Origin of the sequence: Streptomyces sp. NPDC052301, from assembly GCF_044593395.1 — a bacterium.
GTDB lineage: Bacteria > Actinomycetota > Actinomycetes > Streptomycetales > Streptomycetaceae > Streptomyces.
Genome location: NZ_JBIUBE010000008.1, coordinates 393,593 through 420,400 on the forward strand (window position 1 = coordinate 393,593; position 26,808 = coordinate 420,400).

Below are 26,808 nucleotides of genomic sequence, written 5' to 3' on the forward strand. Positions count from 1 at the left end.
GTGTAGCGGAGTGGACACGCAGCGTATCGGGGCCGTCATGGGCGCCGCAGGCCCTCGAGGGTGGCGCGCGCGTAACGGGCGAGGGACAGGCAGCGGGCCCGGCTCTGGCCGGTGACGTACGGGATCGTTTCCGCAAGGTCCAGGCCGCACAGTTCGTCCAGGACCACGACGTCCCTCTCGTCGGGGTCCAGGCGGGCGATGGCGTCCAGGCGGTTCACCAGGTCGGGCAGGACGACGACGTGGCCCGGGACGCTCTCGTGGGCGTCGCCGGAGGAGAAGGCCGCGGTGCGCAGGTCCGGGTAGCCGTCGCGGTGGTTCGCGCGGACCAGTACGCGGGAGCGCAGCAGGTGCCAGGCGTGGCGCCGGAGGTTCTCGCCGCCGGCCGCGGTCTCCCAGGACAGCCACAGCAGGTCGAAGGTCTCGTCGACCGCGCCGCGGGCGTCTTCGCCGGCCGGCAGGAAGGTGCGCGCGTAGGCGTGGTAGGCGGCGCGCACGTTCTCCCTGAAGGCCCGGAGGGCGACGGGCGGTGTCTCGGGTTCCCGGGCGACCTGCTGGATGTGGTGCCGGATCCAGCCGGGCTCCTTGTCCGCCTCGCACGCCGCCGCGATCCACAGGTGGAGCAACGGCTGGACCGGCAGCCCGAGTACGCGGATCACGCTGAAGGTGATCTCCCAGGGCTGGTAGTACCCGTTGCCGCGCAGGAGTTCGCTGATCCGGGTCTTGGAGTAACCGGAGCGGACCGCGAGGTCGTCCAGCGTGAGGCCCCGGAGGCGGACGGCCTCGCGCACCGGCTCCAGCCAGGCCCGGTGCGTGAGCCCGGCGGACTCGGAGATCGGACCCGGCTTGCGGCCCCGCCGGCCGACGGTCCGCGGGGCGAGCGGCCGGCCGACGCCGACGGCCCGGGTCATCGCGGCGGCTCCTCACCGCCGGTGCCGGTCGGGGCGGGGCCGTCGGGCGTGCGGGAGCCGTCGGACCCGGTGAGCGCCTGGACGATCTGCTGCACGAGCAGGCCCAGGGACGGGATCAGGGTGGCCATGGCCGCGACCTGTCCCAGCACGGTCATCACCGTGCTCCACGTGAGGACCGTCACCAGGACGGCGACGGTCACCACCTTCTTACTCGTCATCTCACATCGATTCCGTGAGCAGAGAAACTCCAACTTCCGTCCTGAGGAGCGGTGTTAAGGCCCCATCAGGACGGGACGTCAGGATGACCCGGCCACGGCTCGCCACGCCACGTGATCACGGTGTTACGGAACAATGGGCGCAAAGAGCCAGGGCTCGCTACCCCGCGCCATCCCGTGAGCGGGGCGCGAGCCGCCGCCGGGTCAACCCATTGGGGGAAAAAGGGACTACACGGACACCGGCCGAACGGCGCCGGAAAGGCGCCCAATTGGGTGGCCGTTACCGCTGCCGGTGTGATGTCCGTCAGATGAGACGTGACGCGCGTTACTTACCGCTCACACAGCCGCTCCGGAGCGCTATGGTCCGCCGAAGAAGCAGACTTGGAGAGCGTTCAAGGGAGTCGTCAGTGGCACGGAAGCTGGCCGTCATCGGCGCCGGTCTCATGGGGTCCGGTATCGCTCAGGTCGCCGCGCAGGCGGGCTGGGACGTCGTCCTGCGGGACGTCACCGACGAGGCACTGAGGCGTGGCACCGACGGCATCAAGGCGTCGTACGACAAGTTCGTGGGCAAGGGGAAGCTGGCGGCCGACGACGCCGAGGCCGCCCTCGCTCGCATCACCGCGACCACCGACCTGGACGCCGCCGCCGACGCCGACATCGTCGTCGAGGCGGTCTTCGAGAAGCTGGAGGTCAAGCACGAGATCTTCCGCACGCTCGACAAGATCGTGCGCGAGGACACCGTGCTCGCCTCCAACACCTCCGCCATCCCGATCACCAAGATCGCGGCGGCCACCGAGCACCCCGAGCGGGTCGTCGGTGTGCACTTCTTCTCGCCGGTACCGATGATGCAGCTCGTCGAGCTGGTCCGCGGCTACAAGACCAGCGACGAAACCCTCGCCACCGCGCGGGCGTTCGCCGAGTCCGTCGGCAAGACCTGCATCGTCGTCAACCGGGACGTCGCGGGCTTCGTGACCACCCGCCTCATCTCCGCCCTCGTGGTGGAGGCGACCAAGCTGTACGAGTCCGGCGTCGCCACGGCCGAGGACATCGACCTCGCCTGCAAGCTGGGCTTCGGCCACGCCATGGGCCCGCTCGCCACCGCCGACCTGACCGGCGTGGACATCCTGCTGCACGCCACCGGCAACATCTACACCGAGTCCCAGGACGAGAAGTTCGCCCCGCCGGAGCTGATGCGCCGGATGGTGGACGCCGGTGACATCGGCCGCAAGAGCGGGCAGGGCTTCTACACGTACTGAGAACCACCCGTACGTACATACGCCGGACATTCACCCCGGGGGTATCACTCTCAGGGGTGAATTCGGTATCGGTTCGCTTACAAGCAGCAACCGCACCGGCACTCACACAGTCAGACGTTGCACAGCACCGTCACGGAGTACGCCAACCGCACTCAACGGGGAGCGCATATGTACATCAGGGGCGACCAAGCCGAGCTGGTCGTCGGGGGCCGCCTCGACGTCCGCAGCGCGGCGGACGCCCGTACGGCCCTGCACTCGGCCGTCGACACCGGAGTCGGCGACCTGGTGCTCGACCTGTCCGAACTGGACTCCTGGGACGCCACCGGACTCGGTGTGATCATGGGGGCCCACCGGCGGGCCGGCCGCTGCGGTCGCCGTCTGGTGCTGCGCGGCGTCCCGCCGCAGATGCAGCGCCTGCTGGTGGCCACCCGGCTGCACCGCATCCTCGCCATCGAGGGCGGCATCGGAGTGGAGTCCCTCCCCAGGGTGTGACGCCCGGGCGGGACGCCGGGGTGCAACGCCGCGATCAGGTGTGAACCGGGCGACGGGGGAGACCCGGGCGCAGCCGTCGTACCGCCCGTGGAGGGCAATCCTCACCGGACTGTGACGTCTCGGGCCGCACGGCACCCCACCCTGTCGGAGATACTGAGCGAAGGTTTAGGGTTCGGTCGCCCGCTGCCTCGCAACCCTCGAGAGCGGGCCCGGACCAGAAGCGACAGCGCGGTGTGCGACAAGGCCGGGAGGGGCCGGAACATGGGCACACGACGCTTTTGGGGGGCTTGAACCTATGGACCCGATCAACCCGGGACCCGAGGAGCACGGCCAGGCGCACAGCCGCCGCCCGCCCCGGGAATCCCTGACCTCCGACTTCGGCCACGCCGCGCCCGCGGTCGCCCGCACGGCGCAGCTCGTCTCCGACGACCTCCTGCTGACGGTCAATCCCGTGGACGGCAGCGAGATAGAGCTCTGCCCGCCGGCCGAGCGTCCGGGCAGGCCCCGTAAGCGCACCGCGGCCGAGCGCGCCGGCACCGAGCGGGCCGCCCGGCCGCCCGTGCCGCCCGGCCCCGCCCAGCCGGCGCCGTCCCTGCTGGAACGCCAGGACGAACGCGAGCGCCTGGTCCGGCTGCTGGCCCGGGGCCGCTCCGTGCGGCTGACCGGTCCCGGCGGGTCCGGCCGCACCGCCCTGCTCGACCTGGTCGCCGAGGACTGCCTGGACCTCGCCCCCGACGGCGTGGTGCGCCTGAGCGGCTTCCACCGGACCGTGGGCGACGTGCTGCACGACCTCTTCCACGCCGTCCACGACGCCCCGCACCACCGCCCGGGACGGGACGAACTGCTCGGCCGCGTCGGGGAGATCGGCGCGGTCGTCGTCCTGGACGACCTCGAGTTCGGCGGCGCCGCCCTGGACGAGCTGCTCGACGCCACCCCCGAGTGCGCCTTCCTGCTCGCCGTCACCCCGGACGTCCCCGCGCCCTCCGCCGACGCGGACGTGGAGGAGGTCTTCCTCGGCGGCCTCGACCGGGCGGCCGGCGTGGAGATCCTGGAGCGGACCGTAGGCCGGGTCCTGACCGAGGAGGAGGCCAACTGGGCCGGCGACCTGTGGTTCGAGTCCGAGGGGCTGCCGCTCAGGTTCGTCCAGGCCGGTGCCCTGCTGCGGCAGCGCGACGAGCTGCGGGCCGGTGCCGGGGCGGTGGACGAGTACGGCGTCTTCGAGGACGTACGGCCGCCCGTCGAGCTGCCCGTCGACTCCGTGGACGAGGTGCCGCTGCCCTCCCTCGGTGAGGCCGCCGCGCCCGCCCCGCTGCTCGCCTCCCGGCTCAGCGGCTCCGCCCGGGCCACCCTGCGCTTCGCGGTCGCCCTCGGTGGCGAGGTGCCGCACCAGGCGCATCTGCCCGCGCTCGTCGGCGACACCCACGCGGACGCCGCCCTCGGCGAGCTGGCGGGCTGTGGACTGGTCTCCCCGGTCGGCTCCCGCTACCGGCTCGCGGCCGGTGTCCTGGCGCAGCTGGAGGCCGCGGGGTACGCCGACGACGCCGAGGACCAGGCCCGTACCGCCGGCCGGCACTACGCCTGGTGGGCCGGTCATCCCTCGGTCACCCCGGAGCGGGTGTGCGCGGAGGCCGACGCGGTACTGGCCGCGCTCACCGGCATCCTCCCCGGGACGGTGCCGCCGGTCGAGGGCGAGGAGGCCGACGCGGTACGGCTGGCCCGTACGGCCGCGCCCGCGTTCGCCGCGGGGCTGAACTGGGGCGCCTGGGAACGGTGCCTGCGCTTCGGTGCGGAGGCCGCGCGCCTGGCCGGCGAAGTGCATGAACAGGCCTATTTCCACCACGAGTTGGGTGTCCTCGCGCTGTGCGGCGGACAGCTCGACCGGGCCCGGGCCGAGTTGGAGGCGTCCATCGGACTGCGCGGAGCCCTCGCCGACAAGCGGGGCACCGTCGCCGGACGCCGCGCCCTGGCGCTGGTCGCCGACCGCGCGGGCGAGGTGCCCGGGCCGCCCGCGACGGCGGGGGAGGAGCTGCCGGAGGTACGGCACGAGGAGTCGGCCCCGCCGCCGTACGCGCCGCTCGGCGAGAGCGTCGTCACCCAGGTGGTCCCCGCGGCCGCACAGCGGGTCGGGTTCCGCCGGCTGGCCCGCCGGAACATGGTGGCGGCCGGCTCGGGGGCGCTGCTGGCCGCCGTTCTGGGCACGGTCGTCACGCTCGGCATGACGTCCCAGGAGAACGCGGACCGGAACCCGGCGAGCAAGGTCGACGTCAACCCGTCGGCGAGCCAGGGCACGGACGACGGCAGTCTGGGGGCGGACCCGAAGAAGGACACGGGCGGGAACGGCACCGGCTCGGGCAGGGTCGTCCCCGCTGCGACCGGCCCGGGGCCCGACGGCACCTACGGCACGACGGACGACCCGACCCCGCCGGCCACCGCGGGGCCTTCCGCCGGCCCGAGCGGCACGAAGCACCCGGGTGGTGGGCACACGTCGCCGGCCCCGTCCGGATCGAAGCCCACGAAGCCGACGAAGTCGCCGTCCCCGACGCCGTCCAAGTCGCCGTCGTCGAGCCCGTCGTCCGACCCCTCGCCGTCCCCGGACCCGTCGTCCAGCTCCCCGTCGTCCGGAACGTCCTCGTCCCCGGCCACGACGGACACGGCGAGCGGCCCGGCGTCCTCCAGCAGCTCCGCGGCGGCACCGCAGAGCAGCGGAGCGGGGTCACCGCAGAGCAGCGGGGCGGGGTCACCGGGCACCCCCGGCACGCTGATGTGACGGCCCCCTGACAGCAGGTCGCCCCGCTCGAAGCAGTGCCGAGCGGGGCGCCGAAGCGATGGGGAAGGCTCAGAACAGGCGCAGCTTGTCGTCCTCGATGCCGCGCAGCGCGTCGTAGTCCAGGACCTGGCAGTTGATGCCCCGGTCCGTGGCGAGGACGCGGGCCTGGGGCTTGATCTCCTGGGCCGCGAAGACGCCGCGGACCGGGGCCAGGTGCGGGTCTCGGTTCAACAGCTCCAGGTAGCGGGTGAGTTGCTCGACGCCGTCGATCTCGCCCCGGCGCTTGATCTCGACCGCCACCGTCCCGCCGTCGGCGTCCCGGCACAGGATGTCCACCGGCCCGATCGCGGTCATGTACTCGCGGCGGATGAGGGTGTATCCGTCGCCGAGCGTCTCGATGCGGTCGGCGAGCAGCTCCTGGAGGTGCGCTTCCACGCCGTCCTTGATCAGCCCGGGATCCACGCCCAGTTCGTGCGAGGAGTCGTGGAGGATCTCCTCCATCGTGATGATCAGTTTCTCGCCCGCTTTGTTGACGACGGTCCAGACGCCCTCGTCCTCGCCCGTGCCCTCCTTCAGCGTGCAGGGCGGAGACATCCAGTTGAGGGGCTTGTAGGCCCGGTCGTCGGCGTGGATGGAGACGCTGCCGTCCGCCTTGACCAGGATCAGGCGCGGCGCCGAGGGCAGGTGGGCGGTGAGCCGGCCGGCGTAGTCGACCGAGCATCGGGCAATGACGAGACGCATGGTCGGCAACGCTACTCGACGCGCCGCGGTGCGCGCGATTCGCCCGTCCCGCTCCCCGGGGATCGCCCCAATTGTCCCTGGAAACTCTTGTTCATCCCTGGCCGATTGTGGGCGTAACGGGACCGTTCCATATACGCATTCTGCTGGTGTGGTCACCGACCGTTGCCTACCGTAGAGAACGGGAGGTTGCGGTCCCTGTACGGAGCGTGTTCGAAATCGCGAACTCCCCTATCTGTCCGGCAACCCCTGCTCTTCGGGGGTGCGAGAGGAGAACCCATGTCGCTCGACGTCTCACCGGCCCTACTCGAACAGGCCGAGCGAGGCGAGGTCGACGAAGCAGCATTCGTCGACTGCGTCCGGACCTCCCTGCCCTACGCATGGGAGATGATCAGCTCCCTGGTGGCCCAGCTGAAGGTCGACGGCGGCCCCTTCGCCGACAACCAGACGCCTCCGCCCGACGAGCAGGCACGTGGTCAGCTGCTGCGTGCGCTGGCGAGTGACGCCATCCGCGGCGCGCTGCAGCGGCACTTCGGCGTGCGGCTGGCCTTCCAGAACTGCCACCGGGTGGCGGTGTTCCCGCCGGACGCCTCGGTGGACGAGACGTTGGCCCGCTTCACGTCGGTGCGCAGTCAGTTGCTGAACCAGTCGCCGGAGCTCCGGGACTGCTGACGCGCTGCCCGTCGGTGCTGCCGATGAGCCGCTTGCTTGCCGCTCCACCCGGGGGAGGTGCATCCAGTACTGGGGCGGCAAGCCCCTCAGGCGGCTTGCCGCCGCGGCGGATCAACACACCTGGGGCAGTACCTCCGCGCCCAGGCGCCGCAGGTTCTCCTCCGTGGCGGCGAGATCGCCCGAGCCCTCCGTGAGCAGGGCGAAGCGGGTGATGCCGGTGCGCTCGGAGGTGGCCGCGAGCCGGTCGGCCGCCAGTCGCGGGGTGCCGACCGGGTGCAGCCCGCAGAGCAGTTCGGTGTAGGCGTGCGGGTCGCGCATCGACCGCGTCCGGCCGTCGACCGTCACATGGGCCTCCAGGCCCTGTTTGAACCAGCCCGGCATCGCCTTCATCAGGGTCTCCACCGCGTCCGTGCGCCGGTCGGCGAGCTGGCAGACCCCGGCCGAGACATGGGCGGCGCCCACGATCTCCTCGGCCGGCCGGCCCGCCGCGCGGGCGTGCCGCCGCCACAGGGCGACCATCTCGGCCTTCTCCTCGTCCCCGACATGCATCCCGAGCAGCATCGGCAGCCCGCGCTCGGCGGCCAGCCGCACGCTCGCCGGGGAGGTGCAGGCGACGACGACCTCGGGTCCCGGGGCGTCCGTCAGCGCCTCCGACGGGCGGGGTACGACGGGCACTTCGCGGAACGAGAACCGCTCGCCGTCGGCGGCCACGGACGGCTCGCGCAGCCAGCGCAGCAGCAGATCGAGTGACTCCGGGAATCCGTGTTCGTAAGCCTCCAGTCCCGCGCCGAACACCTCCAGGTCCACCCACGGCCCGCCGCGCCCCACACCCAGCGTGAACCGCCCGCCGCTCGTCAGGTGCAGCAGCGCGGCCTGCTCGCCGAGGGCGACCGGGTGCGCCGTGGGCAGTACGCTGACCGCCGTACCCACCCGGAGGCGGCGGGTGCGGCCGAGCAGAAGGGCGGCCAGGGTGACCGCCGACGGACAGGTGCCGTACGGCACGAAGTGGTGCTCGGCCAGCCACGCCGAGTCCAGTCCGGCCTCCTCGGCGACCTCGGCCGAGCGGACCGCCCGGTGCAGGGCCTCCGCGGGGCCCTGGCCCGGGAACTGGGCGGCCAGCACAAAACTTCCTAGGTACATCGCATTTCCTGCTTCCTCGGCTCCGACCCGGAGCTCCCCCACCCCGCATAACCGTCTGACACGTGCCCAGGACACGGCCTGGCGGAGAGATTTGCGGATTGTCTGCAGAATGGGGCGCCCTCGAGGGCGACTTGTGCGGGTTGGTTCCCTACGCCTACCCCTCCCGGCGGCGCGTAGGCTGGAAGCAGCCCGTGCTCCCTGTAGAGACCCGAGAGGTGCCCCGTGTCCCCGCGCCGCAACCGACCGAAGGCAGCCGGATCGTCGGACCGGAGCGCCGAGGCCGATCGTGCCGGCCGGTACGGTGGCTGGCAGTCGACCGAGGCCTGGCAGGGCGAGGAGTGGAGCGTGCGCCACGTCGCCGGGGCAAGCGCGCAGGGCAAGACCTACCGCTGCCCGGGCTGCGACCAGATGATCCCCTCCGGTGTCCCGCACGTGGTGGCCTGGCCGGAGCACGCGGGCGTCGACGACCGCCGGCACTGGCACAAGGCGTGCTGGAACGCGAAGGACCGCCGCACCACGCGGGTGCAGCGGTCCCGTAACGCGCCGAGGTTCTGAGCGGCCGCCGAGCGGCTACACGTCCCGCTTCTGCAGGAGCGCGAAGGCACCGGCGTACGCGGCGGCCGTCAGGCCGAGCATGATCCACAGCGGGTCCCAGCCCGTGGGGCCGGAGTGGGAGAGCGTGTTGTCGTAGAAGACGCTCATCTGGCTCGGGATGGAGTACTCCAGCAGCCACTCCCGCACCTTCGACAGCGACTCCGAGGCCATGAACAGGGCGATCACCAGCGGGGCCAGCACCGCGCCGATCATGATGGTGATGGCGCCCGCGGAGTGCCGGATGATCGAGCCGATGACCAGCGAGAACAGTCCGAGCAGCGCGATGTAGAGGCTGATCCCGACGGTCGCCTTCATCCACTCGCCGCCCGACGGTGTCTCGGCGCCGCCGACCCCGTCCAGCATGGACACCTGGACCATGGCCACCAGGCCGGACGTGACCAGCGTGACCGCGAAGGCCAGCGCGAAGAACACGATCGACTTGGCGGCGAGCACCCGCGCCCGGCTCGGGCACGCGGTCATCGTGGTACGGATCATGCCGGTGCCGTACTCGGAGGCCGTGGTGAGCACGCCGAGCGTGATGATGCACATGCTGCCGAGGAGCAGGCCGAAGAAGCCGAGCTGGAGCGGGGTCTGGCCGGACATGCTCTCCGAGGAGCTGTGGGCCTTGACCACCGAGCTGGCGAGCAGGCCGATGCCGAAGACCAGGAACACGAACACGCCGAGGGTCCACATCGTCGACCGCACCGACTTGATCTTCGTCCACTCGGAGGCCAGCGCGTGCCCGAGGTGGGTGCGCACGACCGGGATCGGCGAGGTGTAGCCGGGGTACGAACCGCCGGGCGCCGCCTGCCAGTCGGGCGCGGCCGGTGCCTGCGGCATCGGGGGCTGGTGGGTGCTCATCGGGCGTCCTCGGGCTTGGTCAGGTCGGCGGGGGCGGAAGTGGCGGCCGGGGCCGGGGGAGCGGCGGCGGGCGCGTGCTGCGGGGCGGCCGGAGCCGCCGGTGCCTGCGGAGCAGGGGCAGCCTGCGGGGCGGCGGGAGCCTGCTGGGCGTACGGGTTGGCGGCGCCCGGCGCGGCGTGCGCACCCGGAGCCGCAGGGGCACCGGAGGCGGCCTGGGCGCCGTACGGGCCTGCCTGCGGGGCACCGCCGTACGGCCCCGCGGGCGCCTGCGGCATCGCGAACGGCTGCCCGCCCTGCTGGGGCGGCGGCGGGGCGTACCAGCCGGGCTGGCCCTGACCGGGCACCGGCACGGGCGGCTGGGCGCCGGCCGGCAGCGGCAGCTGCAGGCCCGCCTTCTGGTCGACGGTGGAGCGGTAGTCGACGGCGCCCTGCGTCATCCGCATGTACGCCTCCTCCAGCGAGGCCTGGTGCGGCGACAGCTCCCACAGCCGGATGCCCGCGTCGTGCGCGAGGTCGCTGATGCGGGGCAGCGGCAGCCCGGTCACCCGCAGCGCGCCGTCCTGCTCCGGCAGGACGTGACCGCCCGCCTCGGTGAGCGCGGAGGACAGCTTCTCGCGCAGCTGCGGCTCGGTCTCCGGGACGCGCACGCGCGCGAAGTCGGCGGAGTTGGCCGAGATGAAGTCCTTCACGCTCATGTCGGCGAGCAGCTGGCCGCGCCCGATGACGATGAGGTGGTCGGCGGTCAGCGCCATCTCGCTCATCAGGTGCGAGGAGACGAAGACCGTACGGCCCTCGGCCGCGAGCGCCCTCATCAGGTTGCGGACCCAGAGGATGCCCTCGGGGTCGAGACCGTTGACCGGCTCGTCGAACAGCAGCACCTGCGGGTCGCCGAGCAGTGCGGCGGCGATGCCGAGGCGCTGGCCCATGCCGAGCGAGAAGCCCTTGGACCGCTTCTTCGCCACGTCCTGCAGGCCGACCACGCCGAGCACCTCGTCCACGCGCCGGGCCGGGATGCCCGACAGCTGGGCGAGGCTCAGCAGGTGGTTCCGGGCGCTCCGGCCGCCGTGCACGGCCTTGGCGTCGAGCAGCGCGCCGACCTGGCGGGGGGCGTTGGGCAGCTTGCGGTACGGGTAGCCGCCGATGGTGACCGAGCCGGACGTGGGGTTGTCCAACCCCAGGATCATCCGCATGGTCGTCGACTTGCCCGAGCCGTTCGGCCCGAGGAAGCCGGTGACGGCACCCGGCCGCACGTGGAAGGAAAGGTTGTACACGGCGGTCTTGTCGCCGTAGCGCTTGGTCAGGCCGACAGCCTCGATCATGCTCCGCACCCATCGAAAGGTTCAGGACAGCGGGGCACACGCCCCCGTAAGGGTTAGGAGGATATCGAGGCGCTGACGGTTCCGCCCAAGAGGAAGTAAAGCTATGCGTCCCGCTTCCTGAGCACCGCGTAACCGCCGGCGAGCGCCGCGGCCACCCACAGGGCCATGATCCCGAGCCCGCCCCAGGGGCCGTACGGGGTGTCGTCGCCGAGCCCCGGCACCACCTGCATGATGCGGCTGCCGGCCTGGTCGGGCAGGTACCGGCCGATCCGCTTCGTCGCGTCGACGTTGCCGAGGATGTTGGAGATCAGGAAGAAGAACGGCATCAGGATGCCGAGCGAGAGCATCGGCGAGCGCAGCATCGCGGCGACGCCCATGGAGAACATCGCGATGAGCGTCATGTAGAGGCCGCCGCCGATCACCGCGCGCAGCACACCGGGATCACCGATCCGGGCCCCGAGGGAGCCGAGCATCGCCTGCCCGAGGAAGAACGTGGCGAAGCTCGTGGCCATGCCGACGACCAGGGCGAGCGCGCCGGCCACGGCGATCTTGGTGAAGAGGAAGGTGGCGCGCCGCGGTACGGCGGCCAGCGAGACCCGGATCATGCCGGTGCTGTACTCGTTCGAGACGACCAGCACCCCGAACACGATCAGCGCGAGCTGGCCGAGGGTCATGCCGGCGAAGCTGACGACCGTGGGGTCGAAGGTGAGCCGCTCCCGCAGGGGCATGTCGCCGAACTGGCGCCTCGTCAGCGCGGACAGGAGCGTGCCCAGGGCGATGGTGACGACCACCGCCAGCGACAGCGTCCAGACGGTGGACGCCACGGACCGGATCTTGGTCCACTCGGACCGGATCACCTGCACGGCAGCCATCCCTCAGGCCTCCTTCCAGCCGGCGCCCCAGTCCTGCCGGTCCGGCGCGGGCCCGGCGTGGGCGTGGTACTCCACCGACTCCGCCGTCAGCTGCATGAACGCCTCCTCCAGCGAGGCCTGCTGCGGGCTCAGCTCGTGCAGCACGATCCCGTTCCGTGCGGCCAGCTCACCGATGTGCTCGGCCTTGCCGCCCTCCACCTCCAGCGACCCGCCGCCGGTCTCGACGACGGTGATGCCGTCCGCGTGCAGCACGTCCAGGAACCGCTCCCGCTGCGGGGTGCGGATCCGCACGTACGACCGCGCGTTCTGCCGGATGAAGTCGGCCATGGAGGTGTCCGACAGCAGCCGCCCCTGTCCGATGACCACCAGGTGGTCGGCGGTCAGTGCCATCTCGCTCATGAGATGGCTGGAGACGAACACGGTCCGCCCCTGCGCGGCCAGCGACTTCATCAGGTTCCGGATCCAGTGGATGCCCTCCGGGTCGAGCCCGTTGACCGGCTCGTCGAACATCAGGATCCGCGGATCACCCAGCAGCGCCCCGGCGATCCCGAGCCGCTGCCCCATGCCGTACGAGAATCCCTTGGCCTTCTTCCGTGCCACGGTGGTGAGGCCGACGGTCTCCAGCACTTCGTCCACCCGGCGGGGCGGGATCCCGTTGCTCTGCGCGAGACAGAGCAGGTGGTTGTAGGCGCTCCGGCCGCCGTGCACGGCCTTGGCGTCCAGCAGGGCCCCCACGTACGTCAGCGGGTCCTTCAGCTGGTCGTAGTGCCTGCCGTCGATCCGGACGTCACCGGCGGTGGGATGGTCGAGCCCGAGGATCATCCGCATGGTGGTGGACTTCCCGGCCCCGTTGGGCCCGAGGAACCCGGTCACGACGCCGGGCCGCACGGAGAAGGTGAGGCCGTCGACCGCCACCTTCTCGCCGTACCGCTTGGTCAGCCCCTCCAGCTCGATCATGCGGCCACGCTAGGACCGCCCGACGGCGTCTGCCACTCGGGGCGGTCGGCTCGGGGTACGACCGTACGGGGGCCGCCGGGCAGGGCCAGGCCTTGGGAGGGACCGGCGGGCAGGGGGCGGCGGTGGGGGGCGTCGGGGCGAGGCCCTGGCGGGGGAGGGATCAGTGGGCCGGGCGGCGGATACGGATGGGGCCGTGGGCTTCGGCGGGGTCGACGGGAGTGCCCCGCCGGGTGATCTCCACCTGACCTCCGGCCGCGAGCCGGGCCGCGGCCCGGCGCACGGGTTCCATCAGCTCTCGCCAGCCCTCGTCCGCACGCCGGTGCACCGCCCGGGCCACGTCCGAGGGACAGACGGAAGCGCCCGGCGCCCTCCGGTCGAGCAGATCGAGGATGGCGTCTTCGAGGGACCGGCCGGTGACGGACATACGGACCACCTTCCCGGGCCGGCGCTCCGGACGCAGGGGACGGCCCGCGCGGACGGGTTCCTCGGCGTTCGCGTCCGTACACACGAAGGGGGGCGGTGGGACCAGGCCCACCGCCCCTCTCGGCGTCGTTCGACCAGCGGAACCTAGCGGGACTGCTGCGCCGGGACGCCCCGGGAGATGGGCTCGTCCTCGCCCGTCGTACCCGCGGCAGCCACAGCCGCACCGGTCAGCGTCGCCAGCATCTCGCGGACGTTCGTCAGCTGGGCGTTGATCGAGTCGCGGCGGTTGGTCAGCGCGGCGAGCTCGCGCTCGGATTCCGAACGGATGCGGTCGGCCTTGGCGTTGGCGTCGGCGACGATGTCCTCGGCCTGGCGCTGGGCCGTCTCCACCGTCTGGCGGGCGCGGCGCTCGGCGTCCGTGCGCAGCTTCTCCGCCTCCAGGCGGAGCTGCTCGGCGCGGTGCTCGATCTCGGCGAGGCGCTTCTCGGCCTTCTGCTGACGCGAGGCCAGGTCGCGCTCGGACTGCTCGCGGCGCTTGGCGAGGTTCGTCTCGAAGTCGGCGGCGGCCTGCGCGGCCTTGGCGCGGGTCTCCTCGAAGAGGGCGTCCGCCTCCTCGCGCTTGGACTGCGCGTCCTTCTGCGCCTCGGCACGCAGCTGGGAGGCCTCGCCCTTGGCCTTCTCGACGATCCGGACGCCCTCGTCCTCGGCCTTGGACTTGCGCTCGGCCGCGTACGCCTCGGCGTCGTTGCGAACCTGCTGGGCCGCCGACTCGGCGAGGTCGCGGTGCTGCTCGGCCGCCCGCCGGGCCTCCTCACGCAGCTCCTTGGCCTCTTCCTCGGCCAGGCGCAGGATCTTCTCGACCCGCGCGCCGAGACCCGCGTACGACGGCTCCGCGTCGGTGACCTGTGCCTGGGCGTTCTGCGTTTCGAGGTGCAACTCCTCGATGCGCTTCTCCAGGGCGGTGATCCGGGTGAGGGCGCTGTCACGGTCGGAGACGAGCTTGGAGATACGTTCGTCCACCTGAGCGCGGTCGTACCCACGCCGCACAAGCTCGAAGCCGTAGGGGGAAGTGTCGCTCATGGGGTTCCTGTCGAAAGAGACCGGTGAGGTGATAAGGGGAATCCTAGGGGCCGAAGCGGTGTGTCATCGAGCGGATACGGTTTTGATCTGGAGAATGGCACCTCTTTTGAGTGGCTGACCGGCGGACGGCTTGCCAATTACTCGGGCAAAGCCCCCCAGAAGACCCCGGAACGCCGCCCGCTCGCTAGCCGTCCGACGACTTGCCACCCGATCGGGGGGCGCCCACGGTCGCGCCCGCCTTGACTCCGCCGTCCTTGCCGGCGCCGGGGGCCTCGAAGGACTCCAGCGCCTCCAGCACGTCCTGGACCCGGGAGATCTCGGCGTTGATGTCCTCGCGCCGGCGCACCAGGACCTCCAGCTCGCGCTTGCCCTCCTCGACCGTGCGCCGGGCCTCCCGGATCGCCTCGGCCTTCAGCTCCTCGGCCTCCTTGATCAGGGAGGCCTTCTTCTGCTCGGCCTCCTTCAGCAGCCCCTCGGCCTTCTTGACGGCGGCGATCCGGACCTTGCCCGCCTCGGAGTCGGCGTCCGAGAGGACCTCCTTGGCCTTCGCCTGCGCCTTGGCCAGCTGCTCCTCGGCGGCCTTGATCAGCGCGTCGCACCGGTCACCGGTGGACTTCATCGTCTCGGCGGCCTCGCGGCGGGCCCGCTCGTGCAGCTCCTCGATCTCGGTGGTGATCCGCTCGCGCAGCTCCTCCGCGCGCTCCCGGATCGCCGTCGCGTCCCGGCGGGCGCCGACCAGCAGCTCGTCGGCGTCCGTACGGGCCTTCTCCACCGAGGAGTTGCCCTCGATCGTCGCCTCGGAGACGATCCGCTCGGCCTCGGCACGGGCCGCGCCGACCATCGTGTCGGCCTGCGCCTCGGCGTCCGCCGTGGTCTTCAGCGCCTGTGCCTGTGCCTCGGTGAGCAGCTTGTCGGCCTCGGCCGTGGTCTCCGTGATGAGCGTGTCGACCTGCTCGGCCGCCTCCGAGCGCCGCTTGTTGGCCTCCTTGCGGGCCTCGTCCAGGGTCCGCTCGGCCTCCTCGCGCGCGGAGGTGACGAGCCGTTCGGCCTCCGCCTCCGCGTCCGCCTTGAGCCGCTCGGCGTCGGACCGCATCCGCTCGGCGTGCTGCTGGGCCGAGCCCACGGTCTCGGCGGCCTCGGCACGCAGCCGTTCGGCGTCGCCGGTGGCCTCCCCGACGAGCTGCTCGGCGGCCGCCAGAGCCTCCGCGCGGACCCGGTCCGCCTCGGCGAGGGACTCCGTGCGCACCCGCTCGGCCTCGGCGACGGTCTCCGTCTGGAGCCGCTCCGCCTCGGTGAGCGCCTCGGTGCGCACCCGGTCGGCCTCCGCGGCCGTCTCGGTCTGCAGCCGCTCGGCCTCGTTACGGGCCTCGGTGATGAGGGTGTCCGCCTGGGTCGCGGCGTCGGAGCGGATGCGGTTGGCGTCCTCGCGGGCGTCGGCCCGGGTGCGGGCGGCTGCCTGGTCGGCCTCGGCGAGCGCGTCGGAGGCCTCCGTGCGCACCCGCTGGGCGTACTCGGAGGCGTCCGAACGCAGCCGCTCGGCCTCCGCGATGGCCTCGCCGACGGTCCGCTCGGCCAGCGCCTTGGCGGCCTCGGTCTCCTCGTTGGCCTCGCGCCGGATCCGCGAGGCGTCCTCGCTCGCCCGCTCCCGCTCGGCGTAGGCGTCGGCGCGGACCCGGTCCGCCTCCTCCTCGGCCTCCCGCCTCGTACGGTCCGCCGCGTGCTCGGCGGCCGAGCGCAGCCCGGCGATCTCCTCCTGCGCCTGCTCGTGCAGCCCGGCGACGGAGTCCCGCACCTGCTGGGCGTGCTGCTCGGCGGCGGAGACCATCTCGCCGGCGCGCCGGTCGGCCTCCTCGACCAGCCGGACCGCCTCGGCCTGCGCCTCCTCGACCCGCTTGCGGGCGGAGGCCAGCAGCTCCTCGCTCTGCTCGCGGGCCCGCTCGCGCTCCTGGTCGGCCTCGGCCCGCGCGGCACCGAGGGTCTCCTCGGCCTCGCGGCGGCGCCGGACGGCCTCCTCCTGGGCGGCGGCCAGCGTCTCGGACGCCTCGGTGCCGAGCCGCTCGGCGGCGGCCTGGGCCTCCGCGCGGACCCGGTCGGCGGTCTCCTGCGCCTCGGTCCTCAGCCGCTCCGCCTCGGCGGCGGCCTCACTGCGCAGCCGTACGGCGATGGCCTCGCCCTCGGCGCGGGACGCGGACGCGTCGGACGCGGCCTCGTCGCGCAGCCGTTCGGCCTCGGTCTCGGCCTGCTGCTGGAGCGTACGGATCCGCTCGGCGGCCTCCGCACGCAGCCGTTCGCTCTCCTCGGCGGTCTCCCGGCGGATCCGGGCGGCCTCCTCGCGGGCGTCGGTCAGCGCCTGCTCGGCGGCCGTGAGGCGGTCCTGCGCGTCCGTCTGGAGGCGGGTCAGCTCCTCGGCGGCTTCGGCCCGGCGGGCCTCGACGGCCTTCTCGGTCTCCTCGCGCAGCTCGCGCGCGGCCTTCTCGGCGTCCGCCCGGACCGCCTCGGCCCGTTCGTCGGCCTCGGCGCGCAGCCGCTCGGCCTCCTTGCGGGTGCGGTCCAGGGTCTCCTCGGCCTGCCGGCGCAGGCCGGTGGCCCGCTCGATGGCCTCGGTGCGCACCTTCTCGCTGTCCGACGTGGCCTTCTGCCGCAGCTCGTCGGCGTCCGCCTTGGCCTTGGCCAGCAGCTCCTCGGCGGACCTGGCCGCCTCCTCGATCTGCGCGACCGCCTCGCGGCGGGCCTCGGCGCGGATCGACTCGCCCTCGGCGACCGCGTCGGCGCGCAGCTGCTCGGCCTCGCCGCGCAGCCGGCGGGCCTCCTCCTGCAGCTCGACCGTCTTGGCGCGGTACTCCTTGGTGTCGTCCTTCGCCGCGCCCTTGAGCTGCTCGGCGATGTCGTGCGCCTCGGCGCGCAGCCGGTCCGCCTCGGCCTCGGCCTCCGAACGGATCCGCTCGGCCTCCTCGGCGGCGGCCCGGGTGGTCTTCTGGGCGTCCTCCGACGCCTTGTTCAGCACGTCCTCGGCGGTCTTGGCCGCCTTGGACAGCTGGGTGGCCGTCTCCTCGGCGGTGATCGAGCGGGCCTTCTCGGAGGCCTCGGTGACGATCCGCTCGGCCTCGGTGCGGGCGTCCGCGACCAGCTGCTCGGCCTCGGTCCTGGTGTTCTCGGCCTCCTTGGTGGCCTCTTCCACCAGCCGGGCGACCTGCTCCTTGGCGGTCCGGGTCCGTGCCTCGCCCGCCGCCTCGGCGCTCGCGAGGGCCTTGGCGGCGGCCTCCTTGGCCTCCGTCTGCACCTTCTCGGCCTCGGCCTGCGCCTTGCGCAGCGCCTCCTCGGCCGCCGTCATCCGCTCCTCGGCGGCCCGGCTCAGCTCGGCGGCCTGCCGGCGCGCGGCGTCCGACTCGCTGGCCGTCGACGTGCGCAGCTGCTCGGCGTGCTCGGTGGCCTCCTGCGCCTGCGTGGAGGCGGCGTTCAGCAGCCGCTCGGCGTCCGTGCGGGCACGGCGCAGCAGCTGCTCGGCCTCGGCGCGGGCGGACTCGGCATCGGCCCGCAGCCGCTCCCGGGCCTCCCGGGTCAGCCGCTCGGCCTCCGCGCGGGCCGCGGCCATGGCCTGCTCGGCCTCCGCGCGGGACTCGTCCAGCAGCCGGCGGGCCTGCTGCTCGGTGCGGGCGCGCAGCTGCTCCGCCCAGGCCACGTTCTCGTTGACGTGCGACTCGACGGTGGCGCGGCGCTCGGCCAGCTCCTGGTCCAGCTGCTGGCGCCGGGTGACCGCCTCCTGGTGCAGCTCCGCCTGGAGCCGGGCGGCCTGCTCGGCGTGCTCCTGCAGGATGCGCTGGGTCTGCGCCCGGGCCTGGCTCAGCTCGCGCTCGGCGTCCTGGCGCAGCTGATCGGCCTGCACCTGGGCATTACGGAGCAACTGCTCGGCCTGATAGCCGATGTCACCGCCGTCGAAGGCGGGCCGGGTCATCAGGGTGCGGCGCGCCTCGTGCAGCTTGGCGCGCAGCACCTCGACCTGGTAGCCGAGGTCCTCGGCGTGCTGGATCGCCTTTTCCCGCTCGGTCTTCAGCCGCTTCATCTCGGCCTCGAACCGAGAGAGGTGGTCGACGTCAGCCGCCGGCTCTCGCTCCTGGCTCTCGTAGCCCCGCACTGCGCGGTCCCATCCGTCCCCTGGTCAGCTTCTCCAACGAGCTCCGTCCATCGGCCGAACGGGGCCCCCGGGGAATGGTGTCAGATCAACGGCGGAGCACGGGCTGCTGCCCCGACGCTCGTCCCCCGAAACCCGGACCCCGGCATGCGGTCGTCCCTGATTCGGGGACGACCGCCCCCAACCCTACCGGCCCTTATGTACGGGGGTCAGTGCTCGGGCGACTCAACAGGGGCCGAAGTGACCAGTTCTGTCAGGACTCCGTGGCAATCCTTGGGGTGCAGGAAGGTGATCCGCGACCCCATGGAACCGCGCCGAGGCTCGTCGTACAGGACGCGTACGCCCTTCTCGCGGATGTCCGCGGACTCGGCGTCCACATCCGCCGTACCGAAGGCGATGTGGTGGACGCCCTCGCCGTTCTTCGCGAGCCACTTGGCGACGGTGGAGTCCTCGCGGGTCGGTTCCAGCAGCTGGAGGTAGGAGGCGCCGCCGTCCGAGGTCTCGTTGATCTTGAGCATGGCCTCGCGCACGCCCTGCTCCTCGTTGACCTCGGTGTGGAACACCTCGAAGCCGTACGTGGTCCGGTAGAACTCGACGGTGGCGTCGAGGTCGTGGCAGGCGATCCCGATGTGGTCGATTCGCGTCAGCATGGATTCAGTGCAGCGCTCATCCGATGGTTACGCAACGTGCGCGCGATCACACCGACGGGCCGATGACGGCACGGAGTGCCATCAGTACATTCGAAGTAAACCCTCGTTCACTCCTCGGCCTGGGCAGGCCGGTAAGGGGATCGCAGCTCATGCCTTCTGGAACGAACAGCTCGGTGATCGTCGCGGGCGCGCGTACGCCCATGGGGCGACTCCTGGGCTCCCTCAAGTCCTTCTCCGGAGCCGACCTCGGCGGCTTCGCGATCAAGGCCGCCCTCGACCGTGCGGGGATCGGCGGCGACCAGGTGCAGTACGTGATCATGGGCCAGGTGCTGCAGGCCGGCGCGGGCCAGATCCCGGCGCGCCAGGCGGCGGTCAAGGCCGGCATCCCGATGAGCGTCCCGGCGCTCACCATCAACAAGGTGTGTCTGTCCGGCCTCGACGCCATCGCGCTGGCCGACCAGCTGATCCGCGCCGGTGAGTTCGACATCGTCGTGGCGGGCGGGCAGGAGTCCATGACCAACGCCCCGCACCTGCTGCCGAAGTCCCGCGACGGCTTCAAGTACGGCGCGGTGCAGATGCTCGACGCGATGGCCCACGACGGCCTGACCGACTCCTTCGAGGGCATCGCCATGGGCGAGTCCACGGAGAAGCACAACACCCGCCTCGGCATCAACCGTGCCGAGCAGGACGAGATCGCGGCCCTGTCCCACCAGCGGGCCGCCGCCGCGCAGAAGAACGGCCTGTTCGAGGCCGAGATCACCCCGGTGGAGATCCCGCAGCGCAAGGGCGACCCGGTGCTGTTCAGCAAGGACGAGGGCATCCGCGGCGACACCACCGCCGAGTCCCTGGGCAAGCTCCGTCCGGCCTTCGCCAAGGACGGCACGATCACCGCCGGCTCCTCCTCGCAGATCTCCGACGGCGCCGCGGCCGTGGTCGTCATGAGCAAGGCCAAGGCCGAGGAACTGGGCCTGGAGTGGCTCGCCGAGATCGGCGCGCACGGCAATGTGGCCGGCCCGGACAACAGCCTGCAGTCCCAGCCGTCCAACGCCATCCGGCACGCCCTGAAGAAGGACGGCCTGGAGGTCTCCGACCTGGACCTCATCGAGATCAACGAGGCCTTCGCGGCGGTCGCCGTGCAGTCGATGAAGGACCTCGGCGTGTCCACCGAAAAGGTGAACGTGAACGGCGGTGCCATCGCGCTGGGCCACCCGATCGGCATGTCCGGCGCGCGTCTCGTGCTCCACTTGGCGCTCGAGCTCAAGCGGCGCGGCGGCGGGGTCGGCGCGGCCGCGCTGTGCGGTGGCGGCGGCCAGGGTGACGCCCTGATCGTGCGGGTACCGAAGGCCTGAACCCTACTTTTCGCGAGCGAACGGAGCTGTGATGCAGGACGTCTCCTCTCTGGTGGACCAGGCCAGGGAAGGCCGGCCGCGGGCCGTGGCCCGGCTGATCTCCCTCGTGGAGGGGGCGTCACCGCAGCTCAGGGAGGTTATGGCGGCGCTGGCCCCGCTGACCGGCAACGCCTATGTGGTCGGTCTGACGGGCTCGCCGGGCGTCGGCAAGTCGACCTCCACCTCCGCGCTCGTCACCGCGTATCGCAAACAGGGCAAACGGGTCGGCGTCCTGGCCGTCGACCCGTCGTCCCCCTTCTCGGGGGGCGCCCTGCTCGGCGACCGGGTCCGCATGTCGGACCATGCCTCCGACCCCGGCGTCTACATCCGTTCGATGGCCACCCGGGGACACCTGGGCGGCCTCGCCTGGGCGGCGCCCCAGGCCATCCGCGTCCTCGACGCGGCGGGCTGCGACGTGGTCCTGGTGGAGACCGTCGGCGTGGGCCAGTCGGAGGTCGAGATCGCCTCGCAGGCCGACACCTCCGTCGTCCTGCTGGCCCCCGGCATGGGCGACGGCATCCAGGCGGCCAAGGCGGGCATCCTGGAGATCGGCGACGTGTACGTCGTCAACAAGGCCGACCGGGACGGCGCCGACGCCACGGCCCGCGAGCTCAACCACATGCTGGGCCTCGGCGAGTCCCGCGGCCCGGGCGACTGGCGCCCGCCGATCGTGAAGACGGTCGCGGCCCGCGCCGAAGGCGTCGACGAGGTCGTGGAGGCGCTGGAGAAGCACCGCGCCTGGATGGAGGAGCGCGGCGTCCTCGCCGAGCGCCGCCGGGCCCGGGCGGCCCGCGAGGTGGAGACCATCGCGGTCACGGCGCTGCGCGAGCGCATCGGCGACCTGCACGGCGACCGCCGCCTCAGCGCGCTCGCGGAGCGGATCGTCGCCGGCGGGCTCGACCCGTACCGGGCGGCGGACGAACTGGTCACGGGCCTTGTGGAGGGCTGAGGGCTCGCCGGACCGGCGCGCACGCCGCTAGTTCGACCGGCATGTTCCTCTCCATGGCGGAGAGCGCACACCGGACGCGAGGCCGACGACAGGCCCTCGCGTCCTTCGGTGTCCCCTCTTCCGCCTCACCCAGAGGAACATTCCGCATGTCCACGCATTCCGCATGTCCACGCATGCCCCTGGGCGGCCCTCGTACGCCGCCGTCCTGCGCCTGCCGCACGCGCGCCGCACCTTCGCCTCCGCCCTGACCGCACGGCTGTCCTACGGCACGGTCTCGCTCGCCGTGCTGCTGTCCGTCACCCGGGCCACCGGGTCCTATGCCGTCGCCGGCACCGTGATGTCCCTGTTCGGGGCCACGACGGTCTTCCTGAGCCGGTCAGGGCCTCGCCGATCGACCTCCACGGCCCCGCCGCGCGCTGCTGCCCATGGCGGCCCTCCACGGCGCCCTGCTGTGCGCCCTGGCCGCGCTGACCTGGGGTCCCGGGGCGCCACCGGTGGCCCTCGCCGCCGCGGTGGCCCTCGCCGGGGCCTGTGCGCCGCCGCTGGGCCCGACCGTGCGCGCCCTGTGGGCCGAACTGGCTCCGAGCCGGGCATGTCGGCCCGCGCCCACAGCCTGGACGGCGTCGTCGAGGAACTGCTGTACGTCTCCGGCCGGGTCCTCGTCGGCGCCCTGCTCGGTTTCGCGCCGCCGGCCTCCGGCATCCTGCTGAGCGGGTCGTCGGTGGCTGGTCGCGCGGTTCCCCGCGCCGCCGGGCAGCCGCGGTGCCGGCGCCTCCGAGGCGCCGGCACATCAGGCTCAGGGGCGTCCCCGCTGCCCTCTCAGGTGCTCGGCGATCGGCTTCAGCGCCTTGTCCAGCTCTGTCAGAGCCTCCGGCGACAACAGATCGATGAAGTGCCGCCGCACCGATGCCACGTGGTGCGGCGCGACCTTCTGCATCGTCTCCATGCCGTGATCGGTCAGCACGGCGTACAGCCCGCGCCGGTCCGACTCGCAGTTCTCGCGGCGCACCAGGTTCGCGTTCTCCATCCGCGTGATCTGGTGCGAGAGCCGGCTCTTGGACTGCAGGGTCGCGGAAGCGAGGTCGCTCATCCGCATCCGGAAGTCCTCCGACTCGGACAAGTTAACGAGGATCTCGTAGTCGTTCATAGTCAGGCCGAACGGCTGCAGATCCTTCTCGAGCTGGTACGTCAACAGCCTGTTGACCTCCAGGTGGGTGCGCCAGGCGCACTGCTCCGCATCGGTCAGCCAGCGCGTGGCCGTCTCGGTCTCCATGAATGAAGTCTACCTAAGAAGTTGAATGGCGAACTACTTCGGATGGTGTGACTGTGCGCACGCGTTCGATGTCACACTCCGCAGACTACCGCTCACAGCCCGAAGCGACGCTGGAGGTCTCCCAGCTGTCCGGGAAGGCGCGGTGCGCCCGACGATTGCGGACCGTGTCCGAACGGTCTCGTTCCGCCACCGCCCGGCACCCCCGGCTCCGCCGGAATCGTCCCCGTGTCCGGCTCGGCCATCAGGGTCTCCGTCGACTGCAGCAGTACGGTCCCGGCGCCCACGAACTCGAACTGGTGCTCCTCCCCGGAGACCCCGCCGAGGCCCGTCATCGCACGTAGACCGCCCAGTACACCCGTCAGGTACCCGTGGTCGTAGTGATGGCACGGTGACGGGCAGTCGGCCCACCCGACGAGCGCCTGAGGGTCGACCCGGATCGGAGGTTCCATGAACACCACCGGACCGTTAGATGCGGCCACAAACTTTCCGGTTCCGATAAGGGTCAGAAAACCCGGCACGATCGATTGCTTCAGCGCGAGACTTGGCTGAAAAGCGAGCAGATTGCCCGCGCGAATGGTCAAGTTCCCGTCGTCCAGGTCATAGGAATTGACGTCGAAGGCCCGGTCGGCGAGCAGCATCTTGCCCGAGCCGGCCGCCACGACCCAGTCGCTCGCGTGCAGTGGCGAATGGAACGAGGTACGGACAAGTCGGTCGAGTCGGCCGTGCCCGATGCCGTTGAACTCGATCGCCCCGTAGTAGGCGATCATCTTCCCCTTCTGCAGGAACCACTCCCCGCCCTTGAGCTCCACGCAGAACGTGTACTTGTTCACGTTGTCGTCGGCGGGCAGGGTCATCGGGTCGTGCACCACCGGGCCGCCCGGCGCTCCGTAGGTGCCTGCGTACGCGCTCACAGCTTCTCCTCCGACGCCTGGACGTACACCGTGCCGCTGCCGCTCAGCTCGAGCTGGAAGGCCTCGCCGGAGCCGCGGCCCACCATGTCCCGCCAGCCGAGCGCGCTGGACAGCCGGTTGCGGACGTCGCCGTGGTGGGCGACGTAGGCCTGGGGGTCGACATGGACCGGCCGCTGGGCGGTGATCGGGATCTCGAAGACGCCGCCGTGCGCCATCACGGCGACGGAGCCGTGGCCCTGGAGCGTGGTGGTGAACAGCCCCTGCCCGGTGACCTGGCCCCGGACCAGGCCCATGACCCCGCCCTGCGAGCCCATGAACATCGTGCCCTGCCGCAGCGTGCCCTCGAAGGCGAGCAGGCGGTCGGCCTCCACGTAGAGGGTGTCGCCGGAGAGCTCGATGACATGGATGTGATGGCCGCCGTGCCCGAAGAAGACGGTGCCGCTGCCCTCGACGGTCATCAGCGGGGTCGCCTCGCCCGCCACCCGGCGCCCGATCATGGACATCAGCCCGCCCTGACCGCCCTGGACGCTGGGCGTGAAGGACACGTCCCCCCGGTAGGCGAGCATGGCCCCCCGCTGACTGAACAGCCGCTGCCCCGGCACCACGGCCGCCTCGACCATTTTGGAATTGATCTCCCGGAACGCCATCCCTACAGATCCCCCGCGATCGTGTTCCGCTCGCTCGGCTGCACGTAGACCAGTCCGTCCCCCTCGAAGCGGATCTGGAAGGCCTCACCACCGCCCTCCCCGAAGAAGGTGCGGAACGTCACACCGGACTGGAAGGACTGCCGGACATCTCCCTGGTGGGCGATGTAGGCACCCGGGTCGACGATCAGCGGGTACTGCGGGCTGACCCTGAGCACCACCGCCGGCCCGTCGGACATGATCGCCGCCTGCCCGTGCCCCTCGACCGTCGTCGTGAACAGCCCGTTGCCCTGCGAGGCGCCGCGCAGCCCGGTGAACGTCGTGCCCGTTCTCAGCCCCGCGTCCGTCGCGAGCAGGTTGCTCGACTCGACGTAGAGCTTGTCCCCCCGGAGGGCGACCAGGTTGATCTCGGACGCCCGGTCCGCGAACCAGCAGGTCCCCTGCCCCTTCACCTCCATCACCGTCATCTGCTCACCGGTGAGCCGCCGGGTCACCATCCCGCGCAGCCCCTCGCCGCCGCCGCTCAGCTTCTTGAAGGCCATCTGCCCGTCGTACGCGACCATCGAGCCGTTCTTCGCCTTCACGGCGTCCCCGGTCATGTCGACGGCGAGCACCTTGCTGCCCTGGAGTCGGAACATCGCCACGCAGCGAAAGTAGCGGCGCAGCGGGTGGACCGAACAGGGTCCGTGGGTGGAGAGCGACCCTGAGCAGACCCCTACGGGCATCGTTTGCCACAATGGCGGGGCGTTTGTGCTTCCGTTCACAAAGCGGATCACACACCGATCGCGCCGTCAGCGACTCTCCCACCGAAGGTGACCCGTGGACCTCAAGACAGCCTCCGCCATCCGCCGCCTGCGCCTGATCTCCGTGCCGGAGGGCATCTCCTGGATCATCCTCGCGGCCTGCACCTTCATCAAATACGTGATCGACCCGAGCGTCGACGTGGCCCGGGTGCTGGGTCCGATCCACGGCGTGCTGTTCATCCTCTACGTGCTCTTCTGGGCGGACGCCTGGAACCGGACCAAGTGGGCCAAGGGCAAGGCCGCGCTCTACTTCGCGTACTCGATCATTCCCGGCGGCGGCTTCGTCATCGAGCGCACGCTGCGCCGCGAGGCCGAGGACGCGGTCATCGCGGCCCGCGCCCGTAAGGAAGGGGTCGTGAACGCATGATCGTCGCCTTCTCCGTGACTCCCCTCGGCGTCGGCGAGGACGTGGGGGAGTACGTCGCCGACGCCGTCCGCGTGGTCCGCGAGTCCGGCCTGCCCCACCGCACCGACGCGATGTTCACCTCGATCGAGGGCGAGTCCTGGGACGAGGTCATGGACGTCGTCAAGCGTGCCGTCGCCGCGGTGGAGAAGCGTGCGCCGCGCGTGTCCCTCGTCCTCAAGGCGGACATCCGCCCCGGCGTGAGCGACGGGCTCACCTCCAAGGTGGAGACGGTCGAGCGGCATCTGGCGCGGTAGCCGTCCGGCCGGGCGGTCCCTCAGGTCGGCTGCCCCGCCGTCAGCGCCATACCCAGCGGTGTCCTCTCGTACAGCACCTGGTGGCCGTACCGGCGGGCCGTGAGCAGGCCCGCCTCGCGCAGGACCGTCAGGTGGGCCGAGACCGAGGACGGGGCGAGGGCCAGGCGGTGCGCCAGTGCCGTCGTGGTCGCCGGCTCGTCCAGCGCGGCCAGCACCGTCGCCCGGTTGCGGCCCAGCAGCCGTACCAGCGGCTCCGGAGTCCTGGCGCCCGGCTCGGTCCACAGACCGGCGATGCCCCGGGCCGGGTAGACCACCGTCGGCTGCCACGGGGGCTCGAAGCCGGTGATCACCTCGGGCCACGAGAACACGCTCGGCATCAGCACCAGACCCTGGCCGCCGAGGTCGCGCACGTACTCGATCCCCAGCGCGAGCGTCAGCGTCCGGCCGTCCCAGGACAGCCGCCGGTCCAGCTCCGGCAGCAGGGTGCCGAGGCCCACCTCGGCCAGCCGCCGCGAGTGGTAGGCCACGTCCGCCTCCAGCAGGGCCCGCAGCCGGTGCCACTCCGGCTCGACCAGCACCCGCCACGCCTCCTCCATGGCGTCCGCCAGCTCCCGCACCATCCGCGCCGGGTCCGCCAGCCACGCCCGCCCGTGCTCCGACTCCAGCGCCCCCGGCGTGCAGGCCAGCGACTGGGCGGTGTCCTCGCGGGCCGCCTCCGGGTCCGACGCCCGCACGGCCGCGATCTCCTCCTCGAAGGTCGCGGCCGGCCCGATCGGCGGCGGACCCAGCCAGTCCGGCGAGTGCCCCCGCCGCGGCATCAGCAGCCACAGCGGCGTCAGGTCCAGCGTCGTCGCCGCGTCCCGGATCCGCCGCAGCCATGGCACGTGATACCCGTGCCGGTCCGGCCGTTTCAGGGTGCGCACCGCCTCCTGCGTCTCCCAGATCGGCGAGACGGCGAACCGGCAGCGCAGGAAGTCGTCGTCACCGAAGCGCAGACGCGACGGCATGCGCACCTCCCGGAAGACCTGCGGAACAGGAGACCGGCCGGAGACCGGCGAAGATTCGGCTGGAGCCGAAACTCTACGGCCCACCGTCCGACCACGGGCA

Annotated in this window: 26 protein-coding genes; 9 read left to right on the plus strand and 17 right to left on the minus strand. The window is 72.0% G+C overall.

Translation table 11 applies throughout. From position 1 onward, the window contains the following. Positions 1-35: 35 nt before the first annotated feature. Together ACIHEJ_RS24660 and ACIHEJ_RS24665 are read right to left on the minus strand one after the other, a co-directional pair. Positions 36-908 (minus strand): XRE family transcriptional regulator, encoded by an 873-nt coding sequence (locus ACIHEJ_RS24660; protein WP_400138777.1) that lies wholly within the window; start codon positions 906-908, stop codon positions 36-38. After that, positions 905-1,126 (minus strand): hypothetical protein, encoded by a 222-nt coding sequence (locus ACIHEJ_RS24665; protein WP_400138779.1) that lies wholly within the window; start codon positions 1,124-1,126, stop codon positions 905-907. The genes ACIHEJ_RS24660 and ACIHEJ_RS24665 overlap by 4 nt, the downstream gene beginning before the upstream one ends. Positions 1,127-1,530: 404 nt before the next feature. Between ACIHEJ_RS24665 and ACIHEJ_RS24670 the strand changes: the two genes are divergently transcribed. From ACIHEJ_RS24670 to ACIHEJ_RS24680, 3 genes are all read left to right on the plus strand, one after another. Beyond that, the gene (locus ACIHEJ_RS24670; protein ID WP_400138780.1) at positions 1,531-2,379 is read left to right on the plus strand and encodes a 3-hydroxyacyl-CoA dehydrogenase family protein; all 849 of its coding nucleotides are present in this window, start codon (positions 1,531-1,533) and stop codon (positions 2,377-2,379) included. A 168-nt stretch (positions 2,380-2,547) separates the two neighbouring features. Then, positions 2,548-2,871 (plus strand): STAS domain-containing protein, encoded by a 324-nt coding sequence (locus tag ACIHEJ_RS24675; protein WP_400138782.1) that lies wholly within the window; start codon positions 2,548-2,550, stop codon positions 2,869-2,871. A 295-nt stretch (positions 2,872-3,166) separates the two neighbouring features. Then, positions 3,167-5,638, plus strand: a complete 2,472-nt coding sequence (locus ACIHEJ_RS24680; RefSeq protein WP_400138784.1) for an ATP-binding protein — start codon at positions 3,167-3,169, stop codon at positions 5,636-5,638. 69 nt (positions 5,639-5,707) lie between these two features. On the opposite strand, the gene nucS is transcribed toward ACIHEJ_RS24680, so the two are convergent. Then, positions 5,708-6,379 (minus strand): endonuclease NucS, encoded by a 672-nt coding sequence (nucS, locus tag ACIHEJ_RS24685; RefSeq protein ID WP_400138786.1) that lies wholly within the window; start codon positions 6,377-6,379, stop codon positions 5,708-5,710. Between the two features lie 276 nt (positions 6,380-6,655). Here nucS and ACIHEJ_RS24690 point away from each other — a divergent pair, with 276 nt between their 5' ends. Continuing rightward, positions 6,656-7,048 (plus strand): SCO5389 family protein, encoded by a 393-nt coding sequence (locus ACIHEJ_RS24690; RefSeq protein WP_030339308.1) that lies wholly within the window; start codon positions 6,656-6,658, stop codon positions 7,046-7,048. A gap of 111 nt (positions 7,049-7,159) precedes the next feature. On the opposite strand, the gene ACIHEJ_RS24695 is transcribed toward ACIHEJ_RS24690, so the two are convergent. Further along, positions 7,160-8,188 carry an LLM class flavin-dependent oxidoreductase gene (locus ACIHEJ_RS24695; RefSeq protein WP_400138789.1) on the minus strand — a complete coding sequence of 343 codons (1,029 nt, stop codon included), beginning with the start codon at positions 8,186-8,188 and terminating at the stop codon, positions 7,160-7,162. Between the two features lie 222 nt (positions 8,189-8,410). Between ACIHEJ_RS24695 and ACIHEJ_RS24700 the strand changes: the two genes are divergently transcribed. Beyond that, complete coding sequence (locus tag ACIHEJ_RS24700; protein WP_400138791.1) at positions 8,411-8,743, plus strand: ATP/GTP-binding protein; 333 nt, start codon at positions 8,411-8,413, stop codon at positions 8,741-8,743. Between the two features lie 15 nt (positions 8,744-8,758). On the opposite strand, the gene ACIHEJ_RS24705 is transcribed toward ACIHEJ_RS24700, so the two are convergent. The 8 genes from ACIHEJ_RS24705 to mce all read right to left on the minus strand — a co-directional run bounded on the left by ACIHEJ_RS24705 (position 8,759) and on the right by mce (position 19,073). Beyond that, on the minus strand, positions 8,759-9,643 hold the full coding sequence (locus ACIHEJ_RS24705) for an ABC transporter permease (RefSeq protein WP_400138792.1): 885 nt from the start codon (positions 9,641-9,643) through the stop codon (positions 8,759-8,761). After that, a complete protein-coding gene (locus ACIHEJ_RS24710; protein WP_400138793.1) occupies positions 9,640-10,962 on the minus strand; it encodes an ABC transporter ATP-binding protein in 1,323 nt (440 codons plus the stop codon). Before ACIHEJ_RS24710 ends, ACIHEJ_RS24705 begins: the two co-directional genes overlap by 4 nt. A 101-nt stretch (positions 10,963-11,063) precedes the next feature. Further along, the gene (locus tag ACIHEJ_RS24715) at positions 11,064-11,834 is read right to left on the minus strand and encodes an ABC transporter permease (RefSeq protein WP_400138795.1); all 771 of its coding nucleotides are present in this window, start codon (positions 11,832-11,834) and stop codon (positions 11,064-11,066) included. Positions 11,835-11,837: 3 nt separating this feature from the next. After that, a complete protein-coding gene (locus ACIHEJ_RS24720; protein WP_400138797.1) occupies positions 11,838-12,791 on the minus strand; it encodes an ABC transporter ATP-binding protein in 954 nt (317 codons plus the stop codon). Between the two features lie 160 nt (positions 12,792-12,951). Beyond that, entirely contained in the window at positions 12,952-13,215 is a 264-nt protein-coding gene (locus ACIHEJ_RS24725; RefSeq protein ID WP_400138799.1) for a DUF3253 domain-containing protein, read from the minus strand. A gap of 143 nt (positions 13,216-13,358) precedes the next feature. After that, the gene (locus ACIHEJ_RS24730; RefSeq protein ID WP_400138801.1) at positions 13,359-14,294 is read right to left on the minus strand and encodes a cellulose-binding protein; all 936 of its coding nucleotides are present in this window, start codon (positions 14,292-14,294) and stop codon (positions 13,359-13,361) included. 184 nt (positions 14,295-14,478) lie between these two features. Then, positions 14,479-18,426, minus strand: coding sequence for a polarized growth protein Scy (gene scy / locus ACIHEJ_RS24735; RefSeq protein WP_400138803.1), 3,948 nt, complete (start codon positions 18,424-18,426; stop codon positions 14,479-14,481). Positions 18,427-18,632: 206 nt separating this feature from the next. Continuing rightward, a complete protein-coding gene (mce, locus tag ACIHEJ_RS24740; RefSeq protein WP_400138805.1) occupies positions 18,633-19,073 on the minus strand; it encodes a methylmalonyl-CoA epimerase in 441 nt (146 codons plus the stop codon). A gap of 149 nt (positions 19,074-19,222) precedes the next feature. On the opposite strand from mce, the gene ACIHEJ_RS24745 reads away from it, so the two are divergent. Further along, a complete protein-coding gene (locus tag ACIHEJ_RS24745; RefSeq protein WP_400138807.1) occupies positions 19,223-20,422 on the plus strand; it encodes an acetyl-CoA C-acetyltransferase in 1,200 nt (399 codons plus the stop codon). A gap of 31 nt (positions 20,423-20,453) precedes the next feature. Next, entirely contained in the window at positions 20,454-21,410 is a 957-nt protein-coding gene (gene meaB, locus ACIHEJ_RS24750; protein ID WP_400138809.1) for a methylmalonyl Co-A mutase-associated GTPase MeaB, read from the plus strand. Between the two features lie 796 nt (positions 21,411-22,206). Here meaB and ACIHEJ_RS24755 read toward each other — a convergent pair. The 4 genes from ACIHEJ_RS24755 to ACIHEJ_RS24770 all read right to left on the minus strand — a co-directional run bounded on the left by ACIHEJ_RS24755 (position 22,207) and on the right by ACIHEJ_RS24770 (position 24,876). Continuing rightward, positions 22,207-22,683 carry a MarR family winged helix-turn-helix transcriptional regulator gene (locus tag ACIHEJ_RS24755; RefSeq protein ID WP_400138811.1) on the minus strand — a complete coding sequence of 159 codons (477 nt, stop codon included), beginning with the start codon at positions 22,681-22,683 and terminating at the stop codon, positions 22,207-22,209. 92 nt (positions 22,684-22,775) lie between these two features. Beyond that, complete coding sequence (locus tag ACIHEJ_RS24760) at positions 22,776-23,537, minus strand: AIM24 family protein (protein ID WP_400138879.1); 762 nt, start codon at positions 23,535-23,537, stop codon at positions 22,776-22,778. A gap of 53 nt (positions 23,538-23,590) precedes the next feature. Further along, positions 23,591-24,241, minus strand: coding sequence for an AIM24 family protein (locus tag ACIHEJ_RS24765; RefSeq protein ID WP_400138813.1), 651 nt, complete (start codon positions 24,239-24,241; stop codon positions 23,591-23,593). A gap of 2 nt (positions 24,242-24,243) precedes the next feature. Then, positions 24,244-24,876 (minus strand): AIM24 family protein, encoded by a 633-nt coding sequence (locus ACIHEJ_RS24770; RefSeq protein ID WP_400138880.1) that lies wholly within the window; start codon positions 24,874-24,876, stop codon positions 24,244-24,246. A gap of 181 nt (positions 24,877-25,057) precedes the next feature. Here ACIHEJ_RS24770 and ACIHEJ_RS24775 point away from each other — a divergent pair, with 181 nt between their 5' ends. Both ACIHEJ_RS24775 and ACIHEJ_RS24780 read left to right on the plus strand, forming a co-directional pair. After that, the gene (locus tag ACIHEJ_RS24775) at positions 25,058-25,408 is read left to right on the plus strand and encodes a DUF3817 domain-containing protein (RefSeq protein WP_400138815.1); all 351 of its coding nucleotides are present in this window, start codon (positions 25,058-25,060) and stop codon (positions 25,406-25,408) included. Further along, a complete protein-coding gene (locus ACIHEJ_RS24780) occupies positions 25,405-25,701 on the plus strand; it encodes an MTH1187 family thiamine-binding protein (RefSeq protein WP_400138817.1) in 297 nt (98 codons plus the stop codon). Before ACIHEJ_RS24775 ends, ACIHEJ_RS24780 begins: the two co-directional genes overlap by 4 nt. Positions 25,702-25,721: 20 nt before the next feature. Here the strand turns inward: ACIHEJ_RS24780 and ACIHEJ_RS24785 are convergent, their stop codons facing one another. Beyond that, positions 25,722-26,708 (minus strand): DUF5937 family protein, encoded by a 987-nt coding sequence (locus tag ACIHEJ_RS24785; protein ID WP_400138819.1) that lies wholly within the window; start codon positions 26,706-26,708, stop codon positions 25,722-25,724. Between the last annotated feature and the right edge of the window lie 100 nt (positions 26,709-26,808).